Below are 18,289 nucleotides of genomic sequence, written 5' to 3'. Positions count from 1 at the left end.
ACATTACCTTACGTTAAGTTACCCGTGGGTAACTTAGTGGCTTCTCTCTCACAATTGGTTACCACGCACTACAGTGCGCGGTTCCGGCGACCCCTTTCCCGGCGAGCGAAGCCGCACTCCGGGGCAGCCGGGTGGGGTATGCCCCGCGGATGCGGTGCCAGTAACGTCGGAGTGATGAGCGAGGCTGTGATCCCTGCCGCAGTGGACGACCCGTCCGGCATCACCGTGGCATCCGAGACGAGCACCGGCGCCGTCGAACCACTGCCGCTGACCGGCGAGCGCACCGTTCCGGGCATCGCCGAGGAGAACTACTGGTTCCGCAGGCACGAGATCGCCTACGCCCGTCTGCTGGACCGTTGCGCCGGAAAGACCGTGCTGGAGGCGGGTTCCGGCGAGGGCTACGGCGCCGACATGATCGCCGGCGTGGCCACCAAGGTGATCGGCGTCGACTACGACACCGGCGCCGTCGAACACGTGCGCGTGCGCTACCCCCGCGTGGAGATGCTCCACGGCAACCTCGCCGAGCTGCCGCTGGAGGACGCCTCGGTCGACGTCGTGGTGAACTTCCAAGTGATCGAGCACCTTTGGGATCAGGCCCAGTTCCTGCGCGAATGCCTGCGCGTGCTTCGTCCCGGCGGTGAGCTGCTGATCAGCACCCCCAACCGGATCACCTTCTCGCCCGGTCGCGACACTCCACTCAACCCGTTCCACACGAGGGAACTCAACGCGGCCGAGCTGACCGAACTGCTGGTCGAGGCCGGATTCGAGGTGCCGGAGATGATCGGCGTGCACCACGGGCCCGGCCTGAAAGCGTTGGACGCCAAGCACGGCGGGTCGTTCATCGACGCGCAGATCGAACGCGCGCTGGCCGGGGAACCCTGGCCCGCGGAACTCACCGCGGACGTCGCGAGCGTCACGGTGGACGATTTCGAGTTGCTGGCCGCGAACATCGACGCGAGCCTGGATCTGATCGCCATCGCGGTGAAGCCTTGACCGATCGCGGTACCGTGCCCGGCGGGCACGCGGCAAGTCCCGTGCCGGGCCAGTTCACCTTGGTCCTGCACTCCCACCTGCCCTGGCTGGCACATCACGGTCGCTGGCCGGTCGGCGAGGAATGGCTCTACCAGTCCTGGGCCGCCTCCTACCTGCCCGTCGTCGAAGTGTTGCGAACCCTTGCGGCCGAAGGTCGTTCGCATCTGCTCAGCCTCGGTATCACACCGGTGCTCGCGGCCCAGCTGGACGACCCGCACTGCCTGGCGGGCATGCACCACTGGCTGGGCAACTGGCAGCTGCGCGCCGACGAAGCCGCCATGGCGGGCAATGTCGCGCTGGGCAGGCACGAACACCGCCTGGCCGCCGCCGCCCTGGCCGAGTTCGAGCAGTACTGGCGGCACGGCGCCGCGCCGGTCTGGCGCGCGCTCGTCGACGCGGAGGCCATCGAACTGCTCGGCGGCCCGCTGGCCCACCCGTTCCAGCCGCTGCTGGACCCACGGCTGCGCCAGTTCCAGCTCACCGAGGGCCTGGCCGACGCGCGACACCGCTGGGGCCACACACCGACCGGCATCTGGGCGCCGGAATGCGGCTACACCCCCGGCATGGAGGTCGGCTACGCCGCCGCGGGTGTGACGCATTTCATGGTCGACGGCCCCGCGCTGCGTGGCGATACCACGCTCGGCCGACCGGTCCGGGATTCGGACGTGGTCGCGTTCGGGCGCGATTTGCAGGTGAGTTACCGCGTGTGGTCACCGAAATCCGGCTATCCCGGGCACGGCGCCTACCGTGACTTTCATCACTATGACCACGCCACAGGTCTCAAACCCGCGCGGGTCACCGGCAAGACCGTCGCGGGCCCGGACAAGGCTCCCTACGATCCGGAACTCGCCGCCGCGGCCGTCGTCCGAGATGTGGACGACTTCGTGCGGACGGTGCGCGAGCGGTTGATCTCCGAGTCCGAGCGGATCGGCAGGCCCGCCCTGGTCGTCGCCGCGTTCGACACCGAACTGTTCGGCCACTGGTGGCACGAGGGCCCGCAGTGGCTGGCGCAGGTACTGCGGGCGCTGCCGGAGGCGGGCGTCACCGTGGGCACCCTCGCCGACGCCCGAGCGCGCGGCTACCTGGGCGAACCGGTGCCACTGGCCGACTCGTCCTGGGGTTCGGGCAAGGACTGGCGGGTGTGGGCGGGCGAACAGGTGCGCGACCTGGTCGAGCTCAACGACGACATCGTGCGGCTGACCCTGGACACCGTCGACAAGATGCGCGCCGCCCAGGGCGGCGCACCCGGACTCCGCGATCACGTCGCCGATCAGCTGCTGCGCGAAGCGATCCTGACCGTCTCCAGCGACTGGGCGTTCATGGTCAGCAAGGACTCCGCCGCGGGGTACGCGCGCGACCGCGCGCACCGCCATGCCCACGCCGTCCGGGAAATCGCCGCGGCCGTCGGGGCGGGCCAACTCGCGAAAGCACGGCAGTTGGCGGCAGGATGGGGGGCAGCTGACGGACTCTTCCCCGGCGTGGACGCGCGACGACTCACCTCCGCGGGGTCCGTACCCAGCGCCACCGGGGCAGTATCCGCCGCCGAGCAAGGCCCGGACTCCGCCACCGCGGACCACGGACCGGTTCCGGCGGACCCGGGCTCGGCCGCAGAAGGACTTGCATGAAGATTTTGATGGTGTCGTGGGAGTACCCACCCGTCGTGGTCGGCGGGCTGGGTAGGCACGTGCATCACCTCGCCGTCGAACTCGCCGCGGCCGGCCACGAGGTGGTCGTCCTGTCCCGGCGCCCCTCCGGCACCGACGCCTCCACCCATCCCACGCACTCCTACATCGCCGAAGGCGTGCTGGTGGTCGCGGTCGCCGAGGACCCGCCGGTGTTCGACTTCGGCGAGGACATGCTCGCCTGGACGCTGGCCATGGGACACGCCATGGTGCGCGCGGGCGTCGCGCTCGGGAAGCCCGGCATCGGCGACGGCTGGACGCCGGACGTGGTGCACGCGCACGACTGGCTGGTCGCCCACCCCGGCATCGCCCTGGCCGAGTACTACGACGTGCCGCTGGTGTCGACCATCCACGCCACCGAGGCCGGGCGGCACAGCGGCTGGGTCGCGGGCAAGGTCAACAAGCAGGTGCACTCGGTGGAGTGGTGGCTCGCCAACGAGTCCGACGCGCTGATCACCTGCTCGTCGTCCATGCAGGACGAAGTCGAGCGGCTCTACGGTCCGGAGCGGATCCCGATGACGGTGATCCGCAACGGCATCGACGTGGGCGCGTGGACTTTCCGCCCGCGCGCGCCGCGCAGCGGTCCGCCCCGGCTGCTGTACGTGGGCAGGCTCGAGTACGAGAAGGGCGTGCAGGACGCGATCGCCGCGCTGCCGCGCATCCGCCGCGCCCACCCCGGCACCACCCTGACCGTCGCGGGCGTCGGCACCCAGTTCGAGTGGTTGCGCGAGCGCGCCCGGGTGCACCGCGTCGCCCGCGCGGTGAACTTCGCCGGTCAGCTCGACCACGCGGAACTGCTCGGCTGGCTGCACGGCGCCGACGCGATCGTGCTGCCCAGCCGATACGAACCGTTCGGCATCGTCGCGCTGGAGGCGGCCGCGGCGGGCACCCCGCTGATCACCTCGACGGCGGGCGGCCTGGGCGAGGCCGTGATCGACGGCGTCACCGGCGCCTCCTTCGCGCCCGCCGACGTCGACGGCTTGGTCGAGGCGGTCCGCGCCACCCTCGACGACCCCGCCGCCGCGCAGCAGCGCGCCTACGCCGCCCGGGAACGGCTCACCGCCGACTTCGCCTGGGACGTGGTGGCCGCCGAGACCGCTCAGGTGTACCACTCGGCCAAGCGGCGGGTGCGCAACCCGTTGGGCCGCCCGTCCATCGTGGAACGCCCGCTGCCGGAACGCGATCCGAAGTAGCCCGCTAAGCCGCCAGTTTCTTGACGACGCGCTCGATCGTGAGCCAGGTGCGGGTGGTGATGTCCTTGCCGTATGTCTTCTCCAGCCAGGCCATGAAGTCGGGCGTCTTGCCCGGCTGACTGTTGTCGATGACCGCGAGGAAGGCACGGGCCGCCTCGTCGTAGCCCACGACCCGGGTGAGCGGGTCCGGCCGCTCGGGCAGGGTTGCCGGAGGCTCGGCCGTGTCCTTGAGGAACGTGGCGATCAGATACGTGCCGCGTCCGTGGGTCAGGCCGTGGAAAGGGTCGGTGTCCAGCAACGCGCGCAGCTCGTCGTGGCTGCGGATGATCGTGCCGCCGCCGATGCCCAATTCCTGGACCAGCGCCTGCTGGATACGCTCCTCGAGCGCGGGCACGTCGGTCTCCGCGCTGCGGAACACGATGTTGCCGCTGGTCAGCACCGAACCGACGCCCTCGAATCCGAGCGATTCGAACACCGCGCGCAACTTCGCGTTGCTCATGTTCGGATTGCTCGGCATGATCCCGCGCAACAGGGCGGCGTAGGCAGTCATAGCGCGAACCTACCCGCCCGCACCGACGAACTCTCAGGCGTTCTGCGCGGCACCGTTCTTCTTGCGCGCGATGTCCTCCAGCGCGGCAAGGTATTCGGCGCGCTGCTCGGCGCCCGCCTCCCAGGCCGCCTTGCGGTTCTTGACCACCTTGGCCGGCGCGCCGACGGCGATGCTGAAGTCCGGGATCTCGCCCTTGACCACGGCGTGCGCGCCGAGCACGCAGCCGCGCCCGACGCGGGTGTCGCGCAGCACGGTCACCTTGGCCGCGATCCAGGTGTCGGGGCCGATGCGCACCGGGCTCTTCACGATGCCCTGGTCTTTGATCGGCACGTTGATGTCGTCCATCTTGTGGTCGAAGTCGCAGATGTAGCACCAGTCGGCGACCAGGGTCGATTCCCCGATCTCGATGTCGAGGTAGGTGTTGACCACGTTGTCCTTGCCGAACACCACCTTGTCGCCGATGCGCAGCGAACCCTCGTGGCAACGAATCGCGTTGCCGTCGCCGATGTGCACCCAGCGGCCGATCTCCATGCGGCTCAGTTCCGGCGTGGCGTGGATCTCGACGCGGCGCCCGAGGAAGACCATGCCGCGCAGCACGATGTGCGGATTGGCCAGGCGGAACTTGAACAGCCGGTAGTAACGCACCAGATACCAGGGCGTGTAGGCCCGGTTCGCGAGCACCCAGCGCAGCGACGCCCGCGTCAGAAAACGCGCCTGCTGCGGATCCCGGCGGCGCGATCCCCGCCAGCGCGAGCGCAACGGTGCGCCCCACATGCTCGTCACGAACGGTTCTCCTGTCGTGGTCCTACCGGCCGTCGCCCGCCTCGGCGGCGACGGATAGAGCCTATCGCCCGTGGCGAGCATCGCGACGAGCACCCGCTACGACAACGCCGGGACTCGTTCACCCGCGCAAAGGCCTCCCGTACAGTGACTCCTGCGCCGGACAGGGCGCGGGTGCGAGCCAACGACGACAGGAGTACGGCAGGTGCGAAGCGGCGGCGTACTGGCTACTTCCATGTGGCGACCGTCCCGGAAACGCGCCGCGGTCGTGCTGGCCGCGGTCGGCGCGCTGACGCTGGCCGGTTGCGGCACCGACTACGACGACATCACCGTCGGCACCGGCAAGGGCTGGACCGCCGCCTACCACGACGGCCGCAACAGCGGCACCGCTCCGGTCACCGGGTCGCGGAAACTCGGACTGAGCTGGCAGCGGCCGGTCGGCGGACCGATCGCACAGCCGATCACGCTGGGGCCCGACGGGCAGCTGTTCGTCACCACGCGCCTGGCGAACTGCTCGATCTTCTCCTTCCAGATGGCTACCGGCCGCAAGCGGTTCTGCAACGCCCTCGGCCCGAGCGCGATCTCCTCGCCGTCGGCGGTCGACTGGATGTCCAATGTCTACATCGGCGACGACAGCAGGGTGATCTCGTTCAACTACCTGGGGCAGCCGCGGTGGGCGACGCCCGTGGCCGGAACGCCGGTCTCGGTGCAGTTCACCGGGGACGGCAAACTGCTGACGATCAGCCAGTCCGGTCAGGTCGACGTGCTGTCCAGGCAGACCGGCGACCGGGCGGTTCCGAGCGTGCAGTTGCTCGGCGAACCGGACTTCCTCGCGCACGCGGGCCTCGGCTGGCCGGACGCGGGACAGGGACTGGACGACTGCGCCACCGGAGGGCCGCACTGCCCGGTCGCGAACATCTCCCCCATCGACGCCGCCAGTGGCCGTTTCTACGTGACGTTGTGGCAGCCGGGGCGGCCTGCCGCGTCCCTCGTCGCGCTGCGCTACACCGGCGCGAAGGTCGCGCGGGAGTGGAGCGCCGAGTTGTTGCTCGGTGGCAGCGCGACCAGTCCGGCCCTGTCCGCCGACGGCGGCACCGTCTACGTCGGCGACAACAACAACCGCCTGATCGCGCTCGACACCGTTGACGGGCGGACCAAGTGGGTGCACCGGCTGGATTGGACTCCGCGCGGCGGCATCTCGGTGTCCGACGACGGCCTGATCATCCCGTCGGGCGAGGAAGGCTACCTGCTCGCACTGCGGGACAACGGCGACACTGTCGAGACGGTTTGGGAACGTAAGGATCTGGCGCTGCGCGGCCCTGCGGCGCAGACGGCGGGCGACACCGGCTACGTCACCGCGGCGATCGGCGACGGCCTGAACCTCGTCACCTTCGACACGCGGACCGGAACCACCATCGATTCCGACGTCCTCCCGGGCGCGAAGGGTACGACCACCGGTACGTCGGTCGGCGCCAAGGGTGAGGTCGTGGTCGCCACCCGCATCGGCGAGATCTTCGCGTTCACACCGGAGTAGCGCCCGGTCGCGAGGTCCGGGTGCGGTGCCCGCTGGAGCGGCCCGCGCGCGGATACCAGCCGGGCAGACTCGTTTCGGATACCGGGCCCGCAGTGCAGACACTGATCCGCGCGGGCGACGCGGACGGTAGAGTCGCCGATCTTCGGCAGCGATCTGCCCGCACAGCCGACGGACCAACCGGGGCCGACGCCGCACGGCTCGTCGTCGCGGGACTTCCGGCGGAGGGCACGATTCGCCCCGGATGGTCACGGGGTGACACAGAGGAAGACCGTCGCGCTACGGCCTATGCGAGTGATCACCAGCGTATGCGGTTGACTGCCACGAGGTTTGAGGCGCGATCGGAGGGCATCGGGGTCGATGTCGACACCCCGGGCGAGGATTTCGAGGGGGCCGCAGTCACGGCGATGCAGTTCGGCGCGGAGGGCCTTCTCGCGGAAGTCCATGCGGTCGAGGACGCGGAAGCCACGTACTCCCTCGGGCACGGTATCGCCGGTGAGATAGGCGATGCGGGGATCGAGTTGCCACAAGCCGTTTTTCGCGGCGTAGTGGCGGACGAGACCGGCGCGCACGACCGCGCCGTCCGGGTCGACGATCCACTGCCCCGGCGGGCGCTCGTCGATGATGTCGGGTTCGGCGTCGGTGATAGTCCAGGCGGCGGCCTTGGAGGAGAGCACCGTGGCACGACGGGTGACGCCGGGCTCGGTGAGTCCCGACGACCAGAGGCACGCCTCGCGCACGGAGCCGTCGAGCGACACCACCTCCACCTCGCCGGGCCAGCCGAGACGGTCGAAATCCAAACCGGGAGCGCACTTCACAGCGAGATCGCGCCCACGATAGGCGTCGAGCAGATCCGGCAGTGGCGGTTGCAGTTTGGCCGGGTCGTGGGTGCGGCGGCCGTCGGCGCGCCGGGCCGGGTCGGCGGTCACGACGGTGTCGACACTGCACGGCGTCAGCGCATCCGCCTTGGCCAGCAAGACATTCCGATGACCGGACAGATTGCGGGACGCCATCGCCAACCGTACGTCGTCCAGATCGCTGCCGAGCACGGCGGGACAGTGCGGCGCCAGGGCCGCCAGCTCCGCGCCGATCGAACAGGTCACGTCGTGCACCGCCCGCCCGGCCAGGCGCGCGGCCCGGTGCCTGGCGACGGCGGTCGGGGTCGCCTGCTGCAAGGCGTCGTCGGTGAACAACCACTCCCCCGCGTCGGCCAGTTTGGCCGTGGCGCGGCGGCGCAACCGGACCGTCTCGACCAGCGCCGCGGCGCGGTCACCATAGGCGCCGCGCACCTGCTCGAGATCCTTCAGCAGGGACACGGACGTCAGCGCCAGGCGATCCACATCGGCCAGTGCGGCCCGACCGGTCGCGCTACCCAGGTACCCGACGTCGTCGCGGGTGAAGAGATAGCCCACTATCGGTCCCGCATCGGGATCGAGTCGACCCGCCTGATTCCGGCGATCGTGATCGTGCCGGTTCGGATCGTGGAAGACCGAGCCCGGTCACGGCATTCGAACCGGCGCGGCGACATGGGCTCGTGTACACCCACCGCGGCAGCCCCGATGGCGCTGCCGCGATGAGCGATGCGGTCGCGACAGGTATCGCGCGCCACTACTTTCCGGCGGAGGTGGGCTTCACGCCGGTGATCATGGCGTTGTAGAAGAACTGGCGCGGGACGACACGGCGCATGACGTTCTCGTCCACCCAGCTCAGGCCCAGCCAGGCGCGGTACATCGCCATCCGGTAGCGCCAGGTGAGCTTCTCGGCGGGGACCGCGGCCTCGAAGGTGCGCACGGGCCAGCCCCACAGGGCGGCCGCGAACTCCTCGGTCTTGGCCGCCACCTCGACGGCGCCCGCCGAGCGAGCCATCGACTCCAGGGAGCGCGGATCGAAGGTGTGCAGGTCGACGACGGCCTCGAGGGCCGCCGCGCGCGAGGACTCGTCCAGCTCCTCCTGCGGACGCCGCCAGTCGCTGAGCATCGGCAGCTTGGTCACCGTGGTGGTGGCCTTCCACGTGATGCGGCCCAGCCAGCGGGCGTAGAAGTTGCCGACCGTGGTCGGCTCACCGGCGAACACGAAGCGGCCGCCCGGCTTCAGCACGCGCAGGCACTCCTTGAGCGCCAGCTCGACGTCGGGGATGTGGTGCAGCACCGCGTGGCCGACCACCAGATCGAAGGTGTCGTCGTCGTAGGGGATGGTCTCCGCGTCGGCGACCCGGCCGTCCACGTCCAGGCCGAGGTTCTGCGCGTTGCGCAGCGCCACCTTCACCATGCCCGGCGACAGGTCGGTGACCGAGCCCGATTTCGCCACGCCCGCCTGCATCAGGTTCAGCAGGAAGAATCCGGTACCGCAGCCCAGTTCGAGCGCCTTGCCGTAGGGCAGCGGCGCGGGACCGACGGCCAAGTCGAACCGGCCGCGCGCGTATTCGATACAGCGCTCGTCATAGGAAATGGACCATTTGTCGTCATAGGTCTCGGCTTCCCAGTCGTGGTAGAGCACCTGGGCCAGCTTCGTATCCTTGAGCGCTGCTTCGACCTCTGCCTCGGTGGCGTGCGGGTTCGGCGCGGGGTCGTCGGGACGTACCGTCATGGTCGGCAAGCCTACCCAAATCCGCAGTTGACGCCTGCTATCGGCCCACGAATTCGGCCGACCCTGGACCGTTGGCCAGATAAGAACCTGTTCCTATCAGGCGATCTTCCGTCGTGAACAGGGCCGACCACTCGCCGCGGGCGCGATCGAGGCCGTGCGGGCCGGCTTCGAAAACCGCTTTCGCGGCGGCCAGCGCGCGGGCGGGACCGTCGGCGAACTGGCGCGCCCACCGCATCGCGGCGGTGTACACGTCGTCCGGCGCGACGACCTCGTCGACGAGGCCGAGCGCCTTCGCCTCGTCCGGTTCGACGAAACGACCGGTGTAGACGAGGTCCTTGGCCGCGCCCGGCCCGATCAGCAGGGACAGGCGCCGGATGCCCGCGAGCGGGATCAGTCCCGTCTCGATCTGCGGCAGGCCCAGTTTGACGTTGTCACCGATGATGCGGCGGTCCGCTCCCAGAGCCAACTCCAGCCCGCCGCCGAGGCAGTAACCGCTGATCGCCGCGACGGTGGGTTGCGGGATCCGGGCCAGACAGCCAAGGGCGTGCTGCAGGTCGGCCGCCATGGCGGCGGCCTGGGCGCTGCCGAGCCCCAACAGTTCGGCCACGTCGTCGCCCGCCGAGAATACTCGTTCGTCGCCGTACACCACCACCGCGGCGACACCCTGGTCCGCCGCGACGGCGTCCGCCGCCTCGGCCAGCTCCCGCGCCAGCTGCAGGTTCAGCAGGTTCATCGGCGGGCGGGCGATCCGGAGGACGGCCACGCGCCGCGCGGCATCGCCTTCGGTCAGCTCCAGGGTCACGAATTCGGCCATGGGACGCACGCTACCGGGTGCTGACCGGCGTGAGCGGTGGGCCCTGGGAACGCGGCACGATGTCAGCGCGAGGGTCCGCCGATGCGGACAGGAGGCACAGCGCGGGCGGTCGGACCCGGCAGGCGGCACACCCCTCGCCGGTGTCCTACCACTACCGGGCAAGCCCGCACGGCAAACCTGTGCACGGCCGGCACGCACCGCAGCATGGCCGGAAAGCCCGCTCAGGCGGGGAGCGCCCGGACGGTCACGGGCGCGCCGAGCCCTTGAGCCGCCCGGCATCGGGGAGATCGGCGAAATAGCGTCGGTTGTCCGGGAAGGACAGCAGCTGTTTGCCGTCCAGATCGGCCAGCACCGGCATGATCGGATCGATAGTCCGCCGCGCGGCGAGGATGTCGGCGGTGGAGCCGAATTCGCCGAGCGCGATCAGCTGCGACCAAGTCGGTGGCAGCAGAACGTCTGCTCCCGAGCGCCACCGTGCCAGCGCCTCGGCGGGGGTGCGCCACTGCACCTCCGCCGCCTCGGAGGTGGCGCCGTCGGCGAGCTGCCCCTGCGGCAGCACCGCGACGAAGAAGCGAGTGTCGTAGCGACGCGGCTCGATGACCGGGGTGATCCAGTTCGCCCACGGCCGCAGCAGGTCGGCGCGCAGCACCAGCTTCTCCTCCGCGAGGAAGGACGCCAGCGACAGTTCCCTGCGCTCGAGCCTTGCGCGGGCCTCGTGGTAATCGGTGGTGTCGGAGACGACGCTGTCGGCGGTCGGTCCGGCCAGCAGCACGCCGCACTCCTCGAACGTCTCCCGGACGGCAGCGCAGACCAGCGCCTTCGCCCTGGTTTCGCTGGTCGCGAATTGTTCGGCCCACCATGCGGGTTCGGGGCCGGCCCAGGCGATGTCGGCGGTTCCGTCGGACGGGTCGACGCCGCCGCCGGGGAACACGGTCATGCCCGCGGCGAAGGCCATCGCGCCGACCCTGCGCTGCAGGAAGATCTCGGGCCCGTCGGCTCCGTCGCGCACCAGCATCACGGTGGACGCGTCCTTGAGCGGCGGTTCCGGTTGCTGAGAGTCTGCCTGCGCTACTGTCTCACTCACCCTTGCACCTTAATAGGTGCAGTCGGAAGTCCGTCCTCAGCCCGCGCACGGCCGGAGCGAAGGCGAAAGTACGCACAACAGGCGAAGTCGGACGTCATCCAACCGCAGCCCGCCCACGGCCGCAGCGAAGGCGGAGGTACGCACAACGCCCACGGCCGCAGCGAAGGCGGAGGTACGCACAACGCCCACGGCCGCAGCGAAGGCGGAGGTATGCCTGACGCACCCGAACTGCGCGGTCGCACGCCGCCCGAGTCAGCGGGTGCGGTGACTGCCCGCCCGCCGCGAACGCCGCGCGAAGTAGCGGCCGTCGACTCGATCCAGCGCGATCGACTGGCGGAAGGCGTCGCTGAGGTTCTCGGCGGTGAGCACGTCGGAGAGCAGGCCCTGCGCGATCACTTCGCCCTCGTTGAGCAGCAGGCCGTGGGTGAATCCGGGCGGGATCTCCTCCACGTGGTGGGTGACCAGCACGATCGCGGGCGAGTCCGGATCGGCGGCGAGATCGCCGAGCCGCTCCACCAGTTCCTCGCGGCCGCCCAGGTCCAAGCCCGCGGCGGGCTCGTCGAGCAGCAGCAGCTCGGGATCGGTCATCAGCGCGCGGGCGATGAGCACGCGTTTGCGTTCGCCCTCCGACAGCGTTCCGTAGGTGCGGTCGGAGAGATGTTCGGCTCCGAGGCTTTCCAGCATGTCGATGGCGCGATCGGTGTCCACCTCGTCGTAGCGCTCCCGCCAGCGGCCGAGCACCGCGTAACCCGCGGACACCACCAGATCGCTGACCTTCTCGTCGGTCGGAACCCGGCTGGCCACCGCCGCCGACGACAGCCCGATGCGCGGGCGCAGCTCGCTGATGTCCACCTTTCCGATGCGCTCACCGAGCAGATGGGCGATGCCCGCGGTGGGATGCAGTTCGGCGGCGGCCATACGCAGCAGCGAGGTCTTGCCCGCGCCGTTGGGGCCGAGGACCACCCAGCGTTCGTCGAGCTCGACCTGCCAGGTGACCGGCCCGACGAGGGTACGGCCGGAGCGGCGGACGGTCACGTCGGTGAAATCGATGAGCAGATCGGGATCCGGTTGCGGCACGCGCTCCATCTTGGCCCACCTCGGGGGGCACTTGCCAACGCAGGGAGGGAAAACCGACCCGGTCGGTCGGATCTGTGCTGGAACGCCGCCGTCCCGGCCGGATCGGCCGCACCGACCGACACGCGCGCCGCGCCGTAGCGGAGGGTTCACCAGGACCGGGCGGGCACCGCGATCACCGTCATGGAGCCCGGCGCCACTTCGGTGTATCCCGCGTCGCGCACCGCGATCGCCGCGCCCTCCGTCACATGCTCGGCCAGCGACGCCCAGCGCCGCGGGTCGGCCTCGCGGACCGCGCAGCGGAAGCCGAGTTCCGCCCAGCGCAGCGCGTGCTCCACCGGCAGCGCACCGGCCAGCAGCATGCTCGCGTGACCCACCTGCGCGGCGGCCTTGCCCAACGTCATCCCGAGCCCGGCGTTCACCCATAGCACCGGCAGTTCGGGATCGGGCGGGCCGGGCTCGTCGTGCGCGAGGTCGGTGCCGCCGATCTGCAGACGCTTGATCCGCGGGTCGACCTGCCCCACGGGCCCCGGGACCAGCGCCCGCGCCTGCGCGCCGTCGATCTCTACCGTTACGCCCGCGACAGCGCAAGTCGCCTGCCACTGTGCGCCGCGAGCGCGCCGAGCCACCTTGCGGATCCGGGAGCGCTTCCACGCCAGATAGCGTTCTTCCCACTCGCCGCCAGGCCCGACTCGTTCGTCCAGGCACAGTGCCACCGCGGCCGACGCGGCGGCGGCGAGCAGCGCACTGCGCGGCGGCGGGTCGATCTTGGGCAGATGCAGGACCATCTGCATCGCCTGCACCATGGCCGGGTCGTCCGGATCGCCCGCGCCGTAGCCGCCGGCCAGCTCCGCGTGCCGGGCCCGGAACCCTTCGACGTCCGATGCCGTTGCCACGCCGCGGATCTCGCCGTTCTCACGGACTTCGGCGCCGCATTCCGGAATGCTCGTCATCGCTCCACCTCGATCGTCGACGAAAACGTCCGGGCCGGTTCGGAACCCGGCTCCCACGGACGCGCGTACCCCATCGTCAGCGGCGACGCACGGGACGCCACGCCGACGAAACTCCACACCCACGTCCTGCCCGCGCCCGGCGCGGGTGGGTCGGGTTCGAGATCCGCCGCTCCGTCCTGCTTCGCCACGGCCGCACCGGCTTTCGCGATGCTCCCCGAGTAGGCGGTGGACGGATTCGCGGGGTGCGCGATCACCAGCCGCCGCCCCATGCGCGGTGGTCGCTGTTGTCGACCGTTCGCTTCGCTCATGCGGACAACGGAATTCGCGGACTCTGTCGTCACATCCGGCAAGCCGCACTCCGCCGCCGATCGGGCGGGCAGCACAAGCAGGGACTTGCGCACCCGTCCTCCGATCGCCGCATGATCAACAGCAGCGAGCCTACCGACACAGGCGTACCTCCGCCTTCGCTCCGGCCATGCGCAGAGCTATCGACAGACTGCGCCCGACAGCGCCCATCCATGCGTACCTCCGCCTTCGCTCCGGCCATGCGCAGAGCTATCGACAGACTGCGCCCGACAGCGCCCATCCATGCGTACCTCCGCCTTCGCTGCGGCCATACGCGGAGCTACCGACGGACTGGTCCCGCGTTTATCGAGGCGGAACCGGGCCGGATGTTCAGCCCAGCGGGACGCGGCGCAGCAGGCCGTCCCTGGCGTCGGCGGCCTCCACCTCGTGCCGGGTGACCCCGAGGATGAACAGGACCGCGTCCAGATACGGATGGGAGAGCGCGGCGTCGGCGACCTCGCGCAGCGCCGGTTTGGCGTTGAAGGCGACGCCGAGGCCGGCGGCGTTGAGCATGTCGATGTCGTTGGCGCCGTCACCCACCGCGACGGTCTGTTCCATCGGCACCCCGGCGTCGGCGGCGAACTTGCGCAGGGCGGTCGCCTTGGCCGCGCGGTCGACGATCTCGCCGACGACGCGGCCGGTCAGCTTGCCGTCCACGACTTCTAGGGTGTTCGCCTGCACGAAGTCCAGTTCCAGCTCGTGTGCCAGCGGTTCGATCACCTGCCGGAAACCGCCCGACACCACGCCGCAGCGGAAACCGATCCGGCGCAGCGTGCGGATGGTGGTGCGGGCGCCGGGGGTCAGCTCGATCCGGTCGGCGACCTCCTCGATCACCGACTCGTCCAGCCCGGCCAGCGTCGCTACCCGCTGCCGCAGCGATTCGGCGAAATCGATCTCGCCGCGCATGGCGGCCTCGGTCACCTTGCGGACCTCGTCCTCCACGCCCGCGTGCGCGGCGAGCATCTCGATGACCTCGCCCTGGATCAAGGTGGAGTCGACGTCGAACACGATCAGCCGCTTGCCCCGGCGCGCCAGCCCGGCCCGCTCCACGGCGACGTCCACCTGCTCGGCCACCGCGACCTCGGCCAGCGCCGTGCGCAGCCGGAAATCGGTGTCCGGGCCGGAATCGGGCGCGGTGACCATCAACTCCATGCCGGTCACCGGGTAGTCGGCGATACCGCGGATGGTGTCGATGTTGGCTCCCAGCGCGGCCAGTTGCCGCGACACCGCGCTGAACGCGCGCGCGGTGACCGGGCTGCCGAGAATGACCACCGCGTGGGTGGACATCGGCTGCCTGCCGATCGCCGCGTCCACCTCCACGTCGACGTTCATGCCGACGGTGTTCATGGCCTCTTCGAGCTCGTCCTGCAACGCCTCGGCGTCGGTCGGGCAGGTCACCAGGACACCGAGGGTCAGCCTGCCCCGGATCACGACCTGCTCCACGTCCAGCAGGCTCACTCGGTGCCGGGACATGGCCGCGAGCAGCACGGACGTCACACCGGGGCGGTCCGGCCCGGTGACGGTGACGAGGACGGTGGTGTCGGCCAACTGATGCGCTCCATGTTCGATGTTCGCCGTCGCTGTGCTGGACGTCGTTGTCGCAACGCACGGTGCGTACTGATCTCCACAAACGAGTGTGCACCCGCTGGTGACCAGCGGGTGCACACTCGTCGCGATGAATCCTACGGCGCGGCCGGACGTCACCCGTCCGGCCCCGCCGGGGAAGCGCCCTACTGTGCGAGGACGTTCGGCTCGTGCAGGTCGGTGGCGTGCTTGCCCGCGCCCCAGCCGACGTGCGCCTCGGCGCGCATGCGCTCGACCATGTGCGGGTAGTGCAGCTCGAACGCGGGACGCTCCGAGCGGATGCGCGGCAGCTCGTAGAAGTTGTGCCGCGGCGGCGGGCAGGTGGTGGCCCACTCCAGCGAGTTGCCGTAGCCCCACGGGTCGTCCACGGTGACCACCTCGCCGTAGCGGTAGCTCTTGAAGACGTTCCACAGGAACGGCAGCATCGACGCGCCGAGCACGAAGGCGCCGATCGTGGAGATCGTGTTCAGCGTGGTGAAGCCGTCGCTGGGCAGGTAGTCGGCGTAGCGGCGCGGCATGCCCTCGGCGCCCAGCCAGTGCTGGACCAGGAAGGTGGTGTGGAAGCCGATGAACGTCGTCCAGAAGTGCCACTTGCCCAGGCGCTCGTCCAGCATCCGGCCGGTCATCTTCGGGAACCAGAAGTAGATGCCCGCGTAGGTGGCGAACACGATGGTGCCGAAGAGCACGTAGTGGAAGTGCGCCACGACGAAGTACGAGTCGGTGACGTGGAAGTCCAGCGGCGGGCTGGCCAGGATGACGCCGGACAGACCACCGAAGAGGAAGGTGACGATGAAGCCGATGGAGAACAGCATCGGCGATTCGAAGGTCAGCTGACCGCGCCACATGGTGCCGATCCAGTTGAAGAACTTCACACCGGTCGGGACCGCGATGAGGAAGGTCATGAACGAGAAGTACGGCAGCAGCACGGCGCCGGTGGCGTACATGTGGTGCGCCCACACCGCGATCGACAGCGCGGCGATGCCCAGGGTGGCGTAGACCAGCGTGGTGTAACCGAAGATCGGCTTACGCGAGAAGACCGGGAAGATCTCCGAGACGATGCCGAAGAACGGCAGCGCGATGATGTACACCTCGGGGTGGCCGAAGAACCAGAACAGGTGCTGGTAGAGCAGGATGCCGCCGGTCGCGGGGTCGTAGATGTGGCCGCCCAGGTGACGGTCGTAGGCCAGGCCGAACAGCGCGGCGGTCAGCAGCGGGAAGGCCAGCAGCACCAGGACGCTGGTCACGGCGATGTTCCAGGTGAAAATCGGCATCCGGAACATGGTCATACCGGGAGCACGCAGGCAGACCACCGTGGTCAGCATGTTCACGCCACCGAGGATGGTGCCCAGACCGGACACCGCCAGGCCCAGGATCCACAGGTCGGTGCCGACGCCAGGCGAGTGCAGGATGTCGGTGAGCGGCACGTACGCCGTCCAGCCGAAGTCCGCGGCGCCGCCCGGGGTGATGAAGCCCGCGGTCGCCATGCTGGCGCCGAACGCGTACAGCCAGTAGCTGAAGGCGTTCAGGCGCGGGAAGGCGACGTCGGGGGCGCCGATCTGCAGCGGGAGGATGATGTTCGCGAAGCCGAACACGATCGCGGTCGCGTAGAACAGCAGCATGATCGTGCCGTGCATGGTGAACAGCTGGTTGAACTGCTCGGTCGAGAGGAACTGCAGGCCCGGCCGGGCCAGCTCACCGCGCATCAGCAGGGCCATCAGGCCACCGATGAGGAAGAAGCCCATCGACGTGGTCAGGTACATGACACCCAGGACCTTCGGGTCCGTGGTGGTGACCATCTTGTAGATGAACGAGCCCTTCGGCCCGGTCCGAGCCGGATAAGGCCGAGTCGCTTCCAACTGAGGGACTGGCTGGGGCTCTACGGCAGTCACTGATCCTCCTGAAAGGTGCCTTTAGGTCGCTCCGCAGGCTCCGCTGATCGCATCCATCCCGATGTCGGAACAGACGACAGTTCGCTTGCGCTCTCCGAATCGTAAACCCGTGAAGATGGGCCCGACCGAACGGGTCCTACTCTCTGTCGTAGCTGTGTTGTTTTCCGGGACCGATGAGTTCTGTGGGTGGCGGGCGTCTGTAGAGGTGACACGAGTTCACCTCAGGCCAGGAGAGCAGCGATGACCGGAACCAACCGCACGAAGATCGGCGATCCCTGTTGGGTCGATTTGTACAGCTCCGACCTCGATCGGAGTATCGCGTTCTACCGCGAACTGTTCGACTGGACCGCCGAGAGCGCGGGCGAGGAGTTCGGCGGGTACGTCACCTTCCGCAAGGACGGGCGCGCGGTAGCGGGCGCGATGGCCAGGATGCCCGGCGACACCGACAGCCCGGAACAGTGGACGGTGTATCTGGCCAGTTCCGGCGCACAGGCCACCGCCGACGCGGCGACGGCGGCGGGGGCGTCGCTGGTCGTGCCGCCGATGGCGGTGGGCGAGCTGGGCACGATGGCCGTGCTCGGCGACGTCGGAGGTGCGGGCGTCGGCATCTGGCAGGCCGGGACGTTCCCCGGCTTCGAGACCATGGGTCTGGTCTCCGGCGGGCAGTGGCGTGAGCACGCGGGCGCGCCGTCCTGGTTCGAGCTGCACACCCGCGCCTACGACGCCTCGTTGACCTTCTACCGGGAGGTCTTCGGCTGGTCGGACGTCTTCACCGTCTCCGACGCCCCGGAGTTCCGCTACTCCACCATCCACGCCGAGAGCCCGATGCTCGGCGGCGTCATGGACGCGTCCGCCTTCCTGCCCGAGGGCGCACCCGCGGGCTGGATCGTCTACTTCGGCGCGGACGACGTGGACAAGACCGTCGAGCGGCTCACCGAACTGGGCGGGACGGTGCTCTCGCCGCCCCAGGACACGCCCTACGGCCGGATGGCCGCGGTCACCGACGCCACCGGCGCCCGCTTCAGCATCGGGGGCAATAGAGCCTGATCCCGGCGGCCCGCACGCAGACCGGCACCGACCGGGGCGTTGCGCGTCTGCTGAACCTTCACGTCGGGTTCGCGCACGACCTTGTTCGAACCTCGCGACCCCGACCGACTTCCCTCCATCGGATTCTTCGAATCGGGTGGCGGAT

General features: G+C 69.7%; 16 protein-coding genes. 5 read left to right on the top strand and 11 right to left on the bottom strand.

Features of this window, described 5'->3' with window-relative positions; translation table 11 throughout:
• Positions 1–174 precede the first annotated feature (174 nt).
• Genes ACFV2O_RS21655 through ACFV2O_RS21645 form a run of 3 tightly spaced genes read left to right on the top strand, consistent with a single transcriptional unit; the run spans position 175 to position 3,907 of the window.
• Positions 175–993, top strand: coding sequence for a class I SAM-dependent methyltransferase (locus tag ACFV2O_RS21655; RefSeq protein WP_379253334.1), 819 nt, complete (start codon positions 175–177; stop codon positions 991–993).
• Positions 990–2,657 carry a 1,4-alpha-glucan branching protein domain-containing protein gene (locus tag ACFV2O_RS21650; protein ID WP_379253333.1) on the top strand — a complete coding sequence of 556 codons (1,668 nt, stop codon included), beginning with the start codon at positions 990–992 and terminating at the stop codon, positions 2,655–2,657. The genes ACFV2O_RS21655 and ACFV2O_RS21650 overlap by 4 nt, the downstream gene beginning before the upstream one ends.
• Entirely contained in the window at positions 2,654–3,907 is a 1,254-nt protein-coding gene (locus ACFV2O_RS21645; protein ID WP_039795312.1) for a glycosyltransferase family 4 protein, read from the top strand. Before ACFV2O_RS21650 ends, ACFV2O_RS21645 begins: the two co-directional genes overlap by 4 nt.
• A 4-nt stretch (positions 3,908–3,911) precedes the next feature.
• Here the strand turns inward: ACFV2O_RS21645 and ACFV2O_RS21640 are convergent, their stop codons facing one another.
• Entirely contained in the window at positions 3,912–4,457 is a 546-nt protein-coding gene (locus tag ACFV2O_RS21640) for a DUF1697 domain-containing protein (RefSeq protein WP_355078772.1), read from the bottom strand.
• A 33-nt stretch (positions 4,458–4,490) separates the two neighbouring features.
• Positions 4,491–5,240 carry an acyltransferase gene (locus tag ACFV2O_RS21635; RefSeq protein WP_355078771.1) on the bottom strand — a complete coding sequence of 250 codons (750 nt, stop codon included), beginning with the start codon at positions 5,238–5,240 and terminating at the stop codon, positions 4,491–4,493.
• Positions 5,241–5,472: 232 nt separating this feature from the next.
• On the opposite strand from ACFV2O_RS21635, the gene ACFV2O_RS21630 reads away from it, so the two are divergent.
• Positions 5,473–6,771, top strand: coding sequence for a PQQ-binding-like beta-propeller repeat protein (locus tag ACFV2O_RS21630; protein ID WP_379253332.1), 1,299 nt, complete (start codon positions 5,473–5,475; stop codon positions 6,769–6,771).
• A 245-nt stretch (positions 6,772–7,016) separates the two neighbouring features.
• Here the strand turns inward: ACFV2O_RS21630 and ACFV2O_RS21625 are convergent, their stop codons facing one another.
• The 9 genes from ACFV2O_RS21625 to ctaD all read right to left on the bottom strand — a co-directional run bounded on the left by ACFV2O_RS21625 (position 7,017) and on the right by ctaD (position 17,097).
• Positions 7,017–8,180: a class I SAM-dependent methyltransferase gene (locus ACFV2O_RS21625; protein ID WP_379253331.1), complete on the bottom strand. Its 1,164-nt coding sequence runs from the start codon at positions 8,178–8,180 to the stop codon at positions 7,017–7,019.
• Between the two features lie 196 nt (positions 8,181–8,376).
• A complete protein-coding gene (locus ACFV2O_RS21620) occupies positions 8,377–9,354 on the bottom strand; it encodes a class I SAM-dependent methyltransferase (protein ID WP_364429365.1) in 978 nt (325 codons plus the stop codon).
• A 37-nt stretch (positions 9,355–9,391) separates the two neighbouring features.
• Positions 9,392–10,168 (bottom strand): enoyl-CoA hydratase-related protein, encoded by a 777-nt coding sequence (locus tag ACFV2O_RS21615; RefSeq protein WP_379253330.1) that lies wholly within the window; start codon positions 10,166–10,168, stop codon positions 9,392–9,394.
• Between the two features lie 244 nt (positions 10,169–10,412).
• On the bottom strand, positions 10,413–11,183 hold the full coding sequence (locus ACFV2O_RS21610; protein WP_355078832.1) for an NUDIX hydrolase: 771 nt from the start codon (positions 11,181–11,183) through the stop codon (positions 10,413–10,415).
• Positions 11,184–11,504: 321 nt separating this feature from the next.
• Positions 11,505–12,338 carry an ABC transporter ATP-binding protein gene (locus ACFV2O_RS21605; RefSeq protein WP_379253329.1) on the bottom strand — a complete coding sequence of 278 codons (834 nt, stop codon included), beginning with the start codon at positions 12,336–12,338 and terminating at the stop codon, positions 11,505–11,507.
• Between the two features lie 137 nt (positions 12,339–12,475).
• Positions 12,476–13,279: an aminoacyl-tRNA hydrolase gene (locus tag ACFV2O_RS21600; protein WP_379253327.1), complete on the bottom strand. Its 804-nt coding sequence runs from the start codon at positions 13,277–13,279 to the stop codon at positions 12,476–12,478.
• A complete protein-coding gene (locus tag ACFV2O_RS21595; protein WP_379253326.1) occupies positions 13,276–13,587 on the bottom strand; it encodes a protease inhibitor I42 family protein in 312 nt (103 codons plus the stop codon). The genes ACFV2O_RS21600 and ACFV2O_RS21595 overlap by 4 nt, the downstream gene beginning before the upstream one ends.
• A gap of 367 nt (positions 13,588–13,954) precedes the next feature.
• The gene (gene serB, locus ACFV2O_RS21590) at positions 13,955–15,172 is read right to left on the bottom strand and encodes a phosphoserine phosphatase SerB (protein WP_379253325.1); all 1,218 of its coding nucleotides are present in this window, start codon (positions 15,170–15,172) and stop codon (positions 13,955–13,957) included.
• Positions 15,173–15,354: 182 nt separating this feature from the next.
• Positions 15,355–17,097, bottom strand: coding sequence for a cytochrome c oxidase subunit I (gene ctaD, locus ACFV2O_RS21585; protein WP_355078763.1), 1,743 nt, complete (start codon positions 17,095–17,097; stop codon positions 15,355–15,357).
• A 240-nt stretch (positions 17,098–17,337) separates the two neighbouring features.
• Between ctaD and ACFV2O_RS21580 the strand changes: the two genes are divergently transcribed.
• Positions 17,338–18,144 carry a VOC family protein gene (locus tag ACFV2O_RS21580; protein ID WP_379253324.1) on the top strand — a complete coding sequence of 269 codons (807 nt, stop codon included), beginning with the start codon at positions 17,338–17,340 and terminating at the stop codon, positions 18,142–18,144.
• Positions 18,145–18,289 lie beyond the last annotated feature (145 nt).

Source organism: Nocardia sp. NPDC059691, assembly GCF_042733915.1.
GTDB lineage: Bacteria > Actinomycetota > Actinomycetes > Mycobacteriales > Mycobacteriaceae > Nocardia > Nocardia sichangensis.
The sequence above is the reverse complement of the archived record's forward strand: the minus strand, read 5'-3'. Positions and strand labels throughout refer to the sequence as shown.

Bases quoted from the DNA above. Each gene is read 5' to 3' on its own strand.
- ACFV2O_RS21600 (WP_379253327.1), bottom strand. From the start codon at position 13,279: ATGACGAGCATTCCGGAATGCGGCGCCGAAGTCCGTGAGAACGGCGAG.
- ACFV2O_RS21655 (WP_379253334.1), top strand. From the start codon at position 175: ATGAGCGAGGCTGTGATCCCTGCCGCAGTGGACGACCCGTCCGGCATC.
- ACFV2O_RS21580 (WP_379253324.1), top strand. From the start codon at position 17,338: ATGACCGGAACCAACCGCACGAAGATCGGCGATCCCTGTTGGGTCGAT.
- ACFV2O_RS21640 (WP_355078772.1), bottom strand. From the start codon at position 4,457: ATGACTGCCTACGCCGCCCTGTTGCGCGGGATCATGCCGAGCAATCCG.
- ACFV2O_RS21620 (WP_364429365.1), bottom strand. From the start codon at position 9,354: ATGACGGTACGTCCCGACGACCCCGCGCCGAACCCGCACGCCACCGAG.
- ACFV2O_RS21610 (WP_355078832.1), bottom strand. From the start codon at position 11,183: ATGCTGGTGCGCGACGGAGCCGACGGGCCCGAGATCTTCCTGCAGCGC.
- ACFV2O_RS21605 (WP_379253329.1), bottom strand. From the start codon at position 12,338: ATGGAGCGCGTGCCGCAACCGGATCCCGATCTGCTCATCGATTTCACC.
- ACFV2O_RS21645 (WP_039795312.1), top strand. From the start codon at position 2,654: ATGAAGATTTTGATGGTGTCGTGGGAGTACCCACCCGTCGTGGTCGGC.
- ACFV2O_RS21615 (WP_379253330.1), bottom strand. From the start codon at position 10,168: ATGGCCGAATTCGTGACCCTGGAGCTGACCGAAGGCGATGCCGCGCGG.
- ACFV2O_RS21630 (WP_379253332.1), top strand. From the start codon at position 5,473: ATGTGGCGACCGTCCCGGAAACGCGCCGCGGTCGTGCTGGCCGCGGTC.
- ACFV2O_RS21595 (WP_379253326.1), bottom strand. From the start codon at position 13,587: ATGAGCGAAGCGAACGGTCGACAACAGCGACCACCGCGCATGGGGCGG.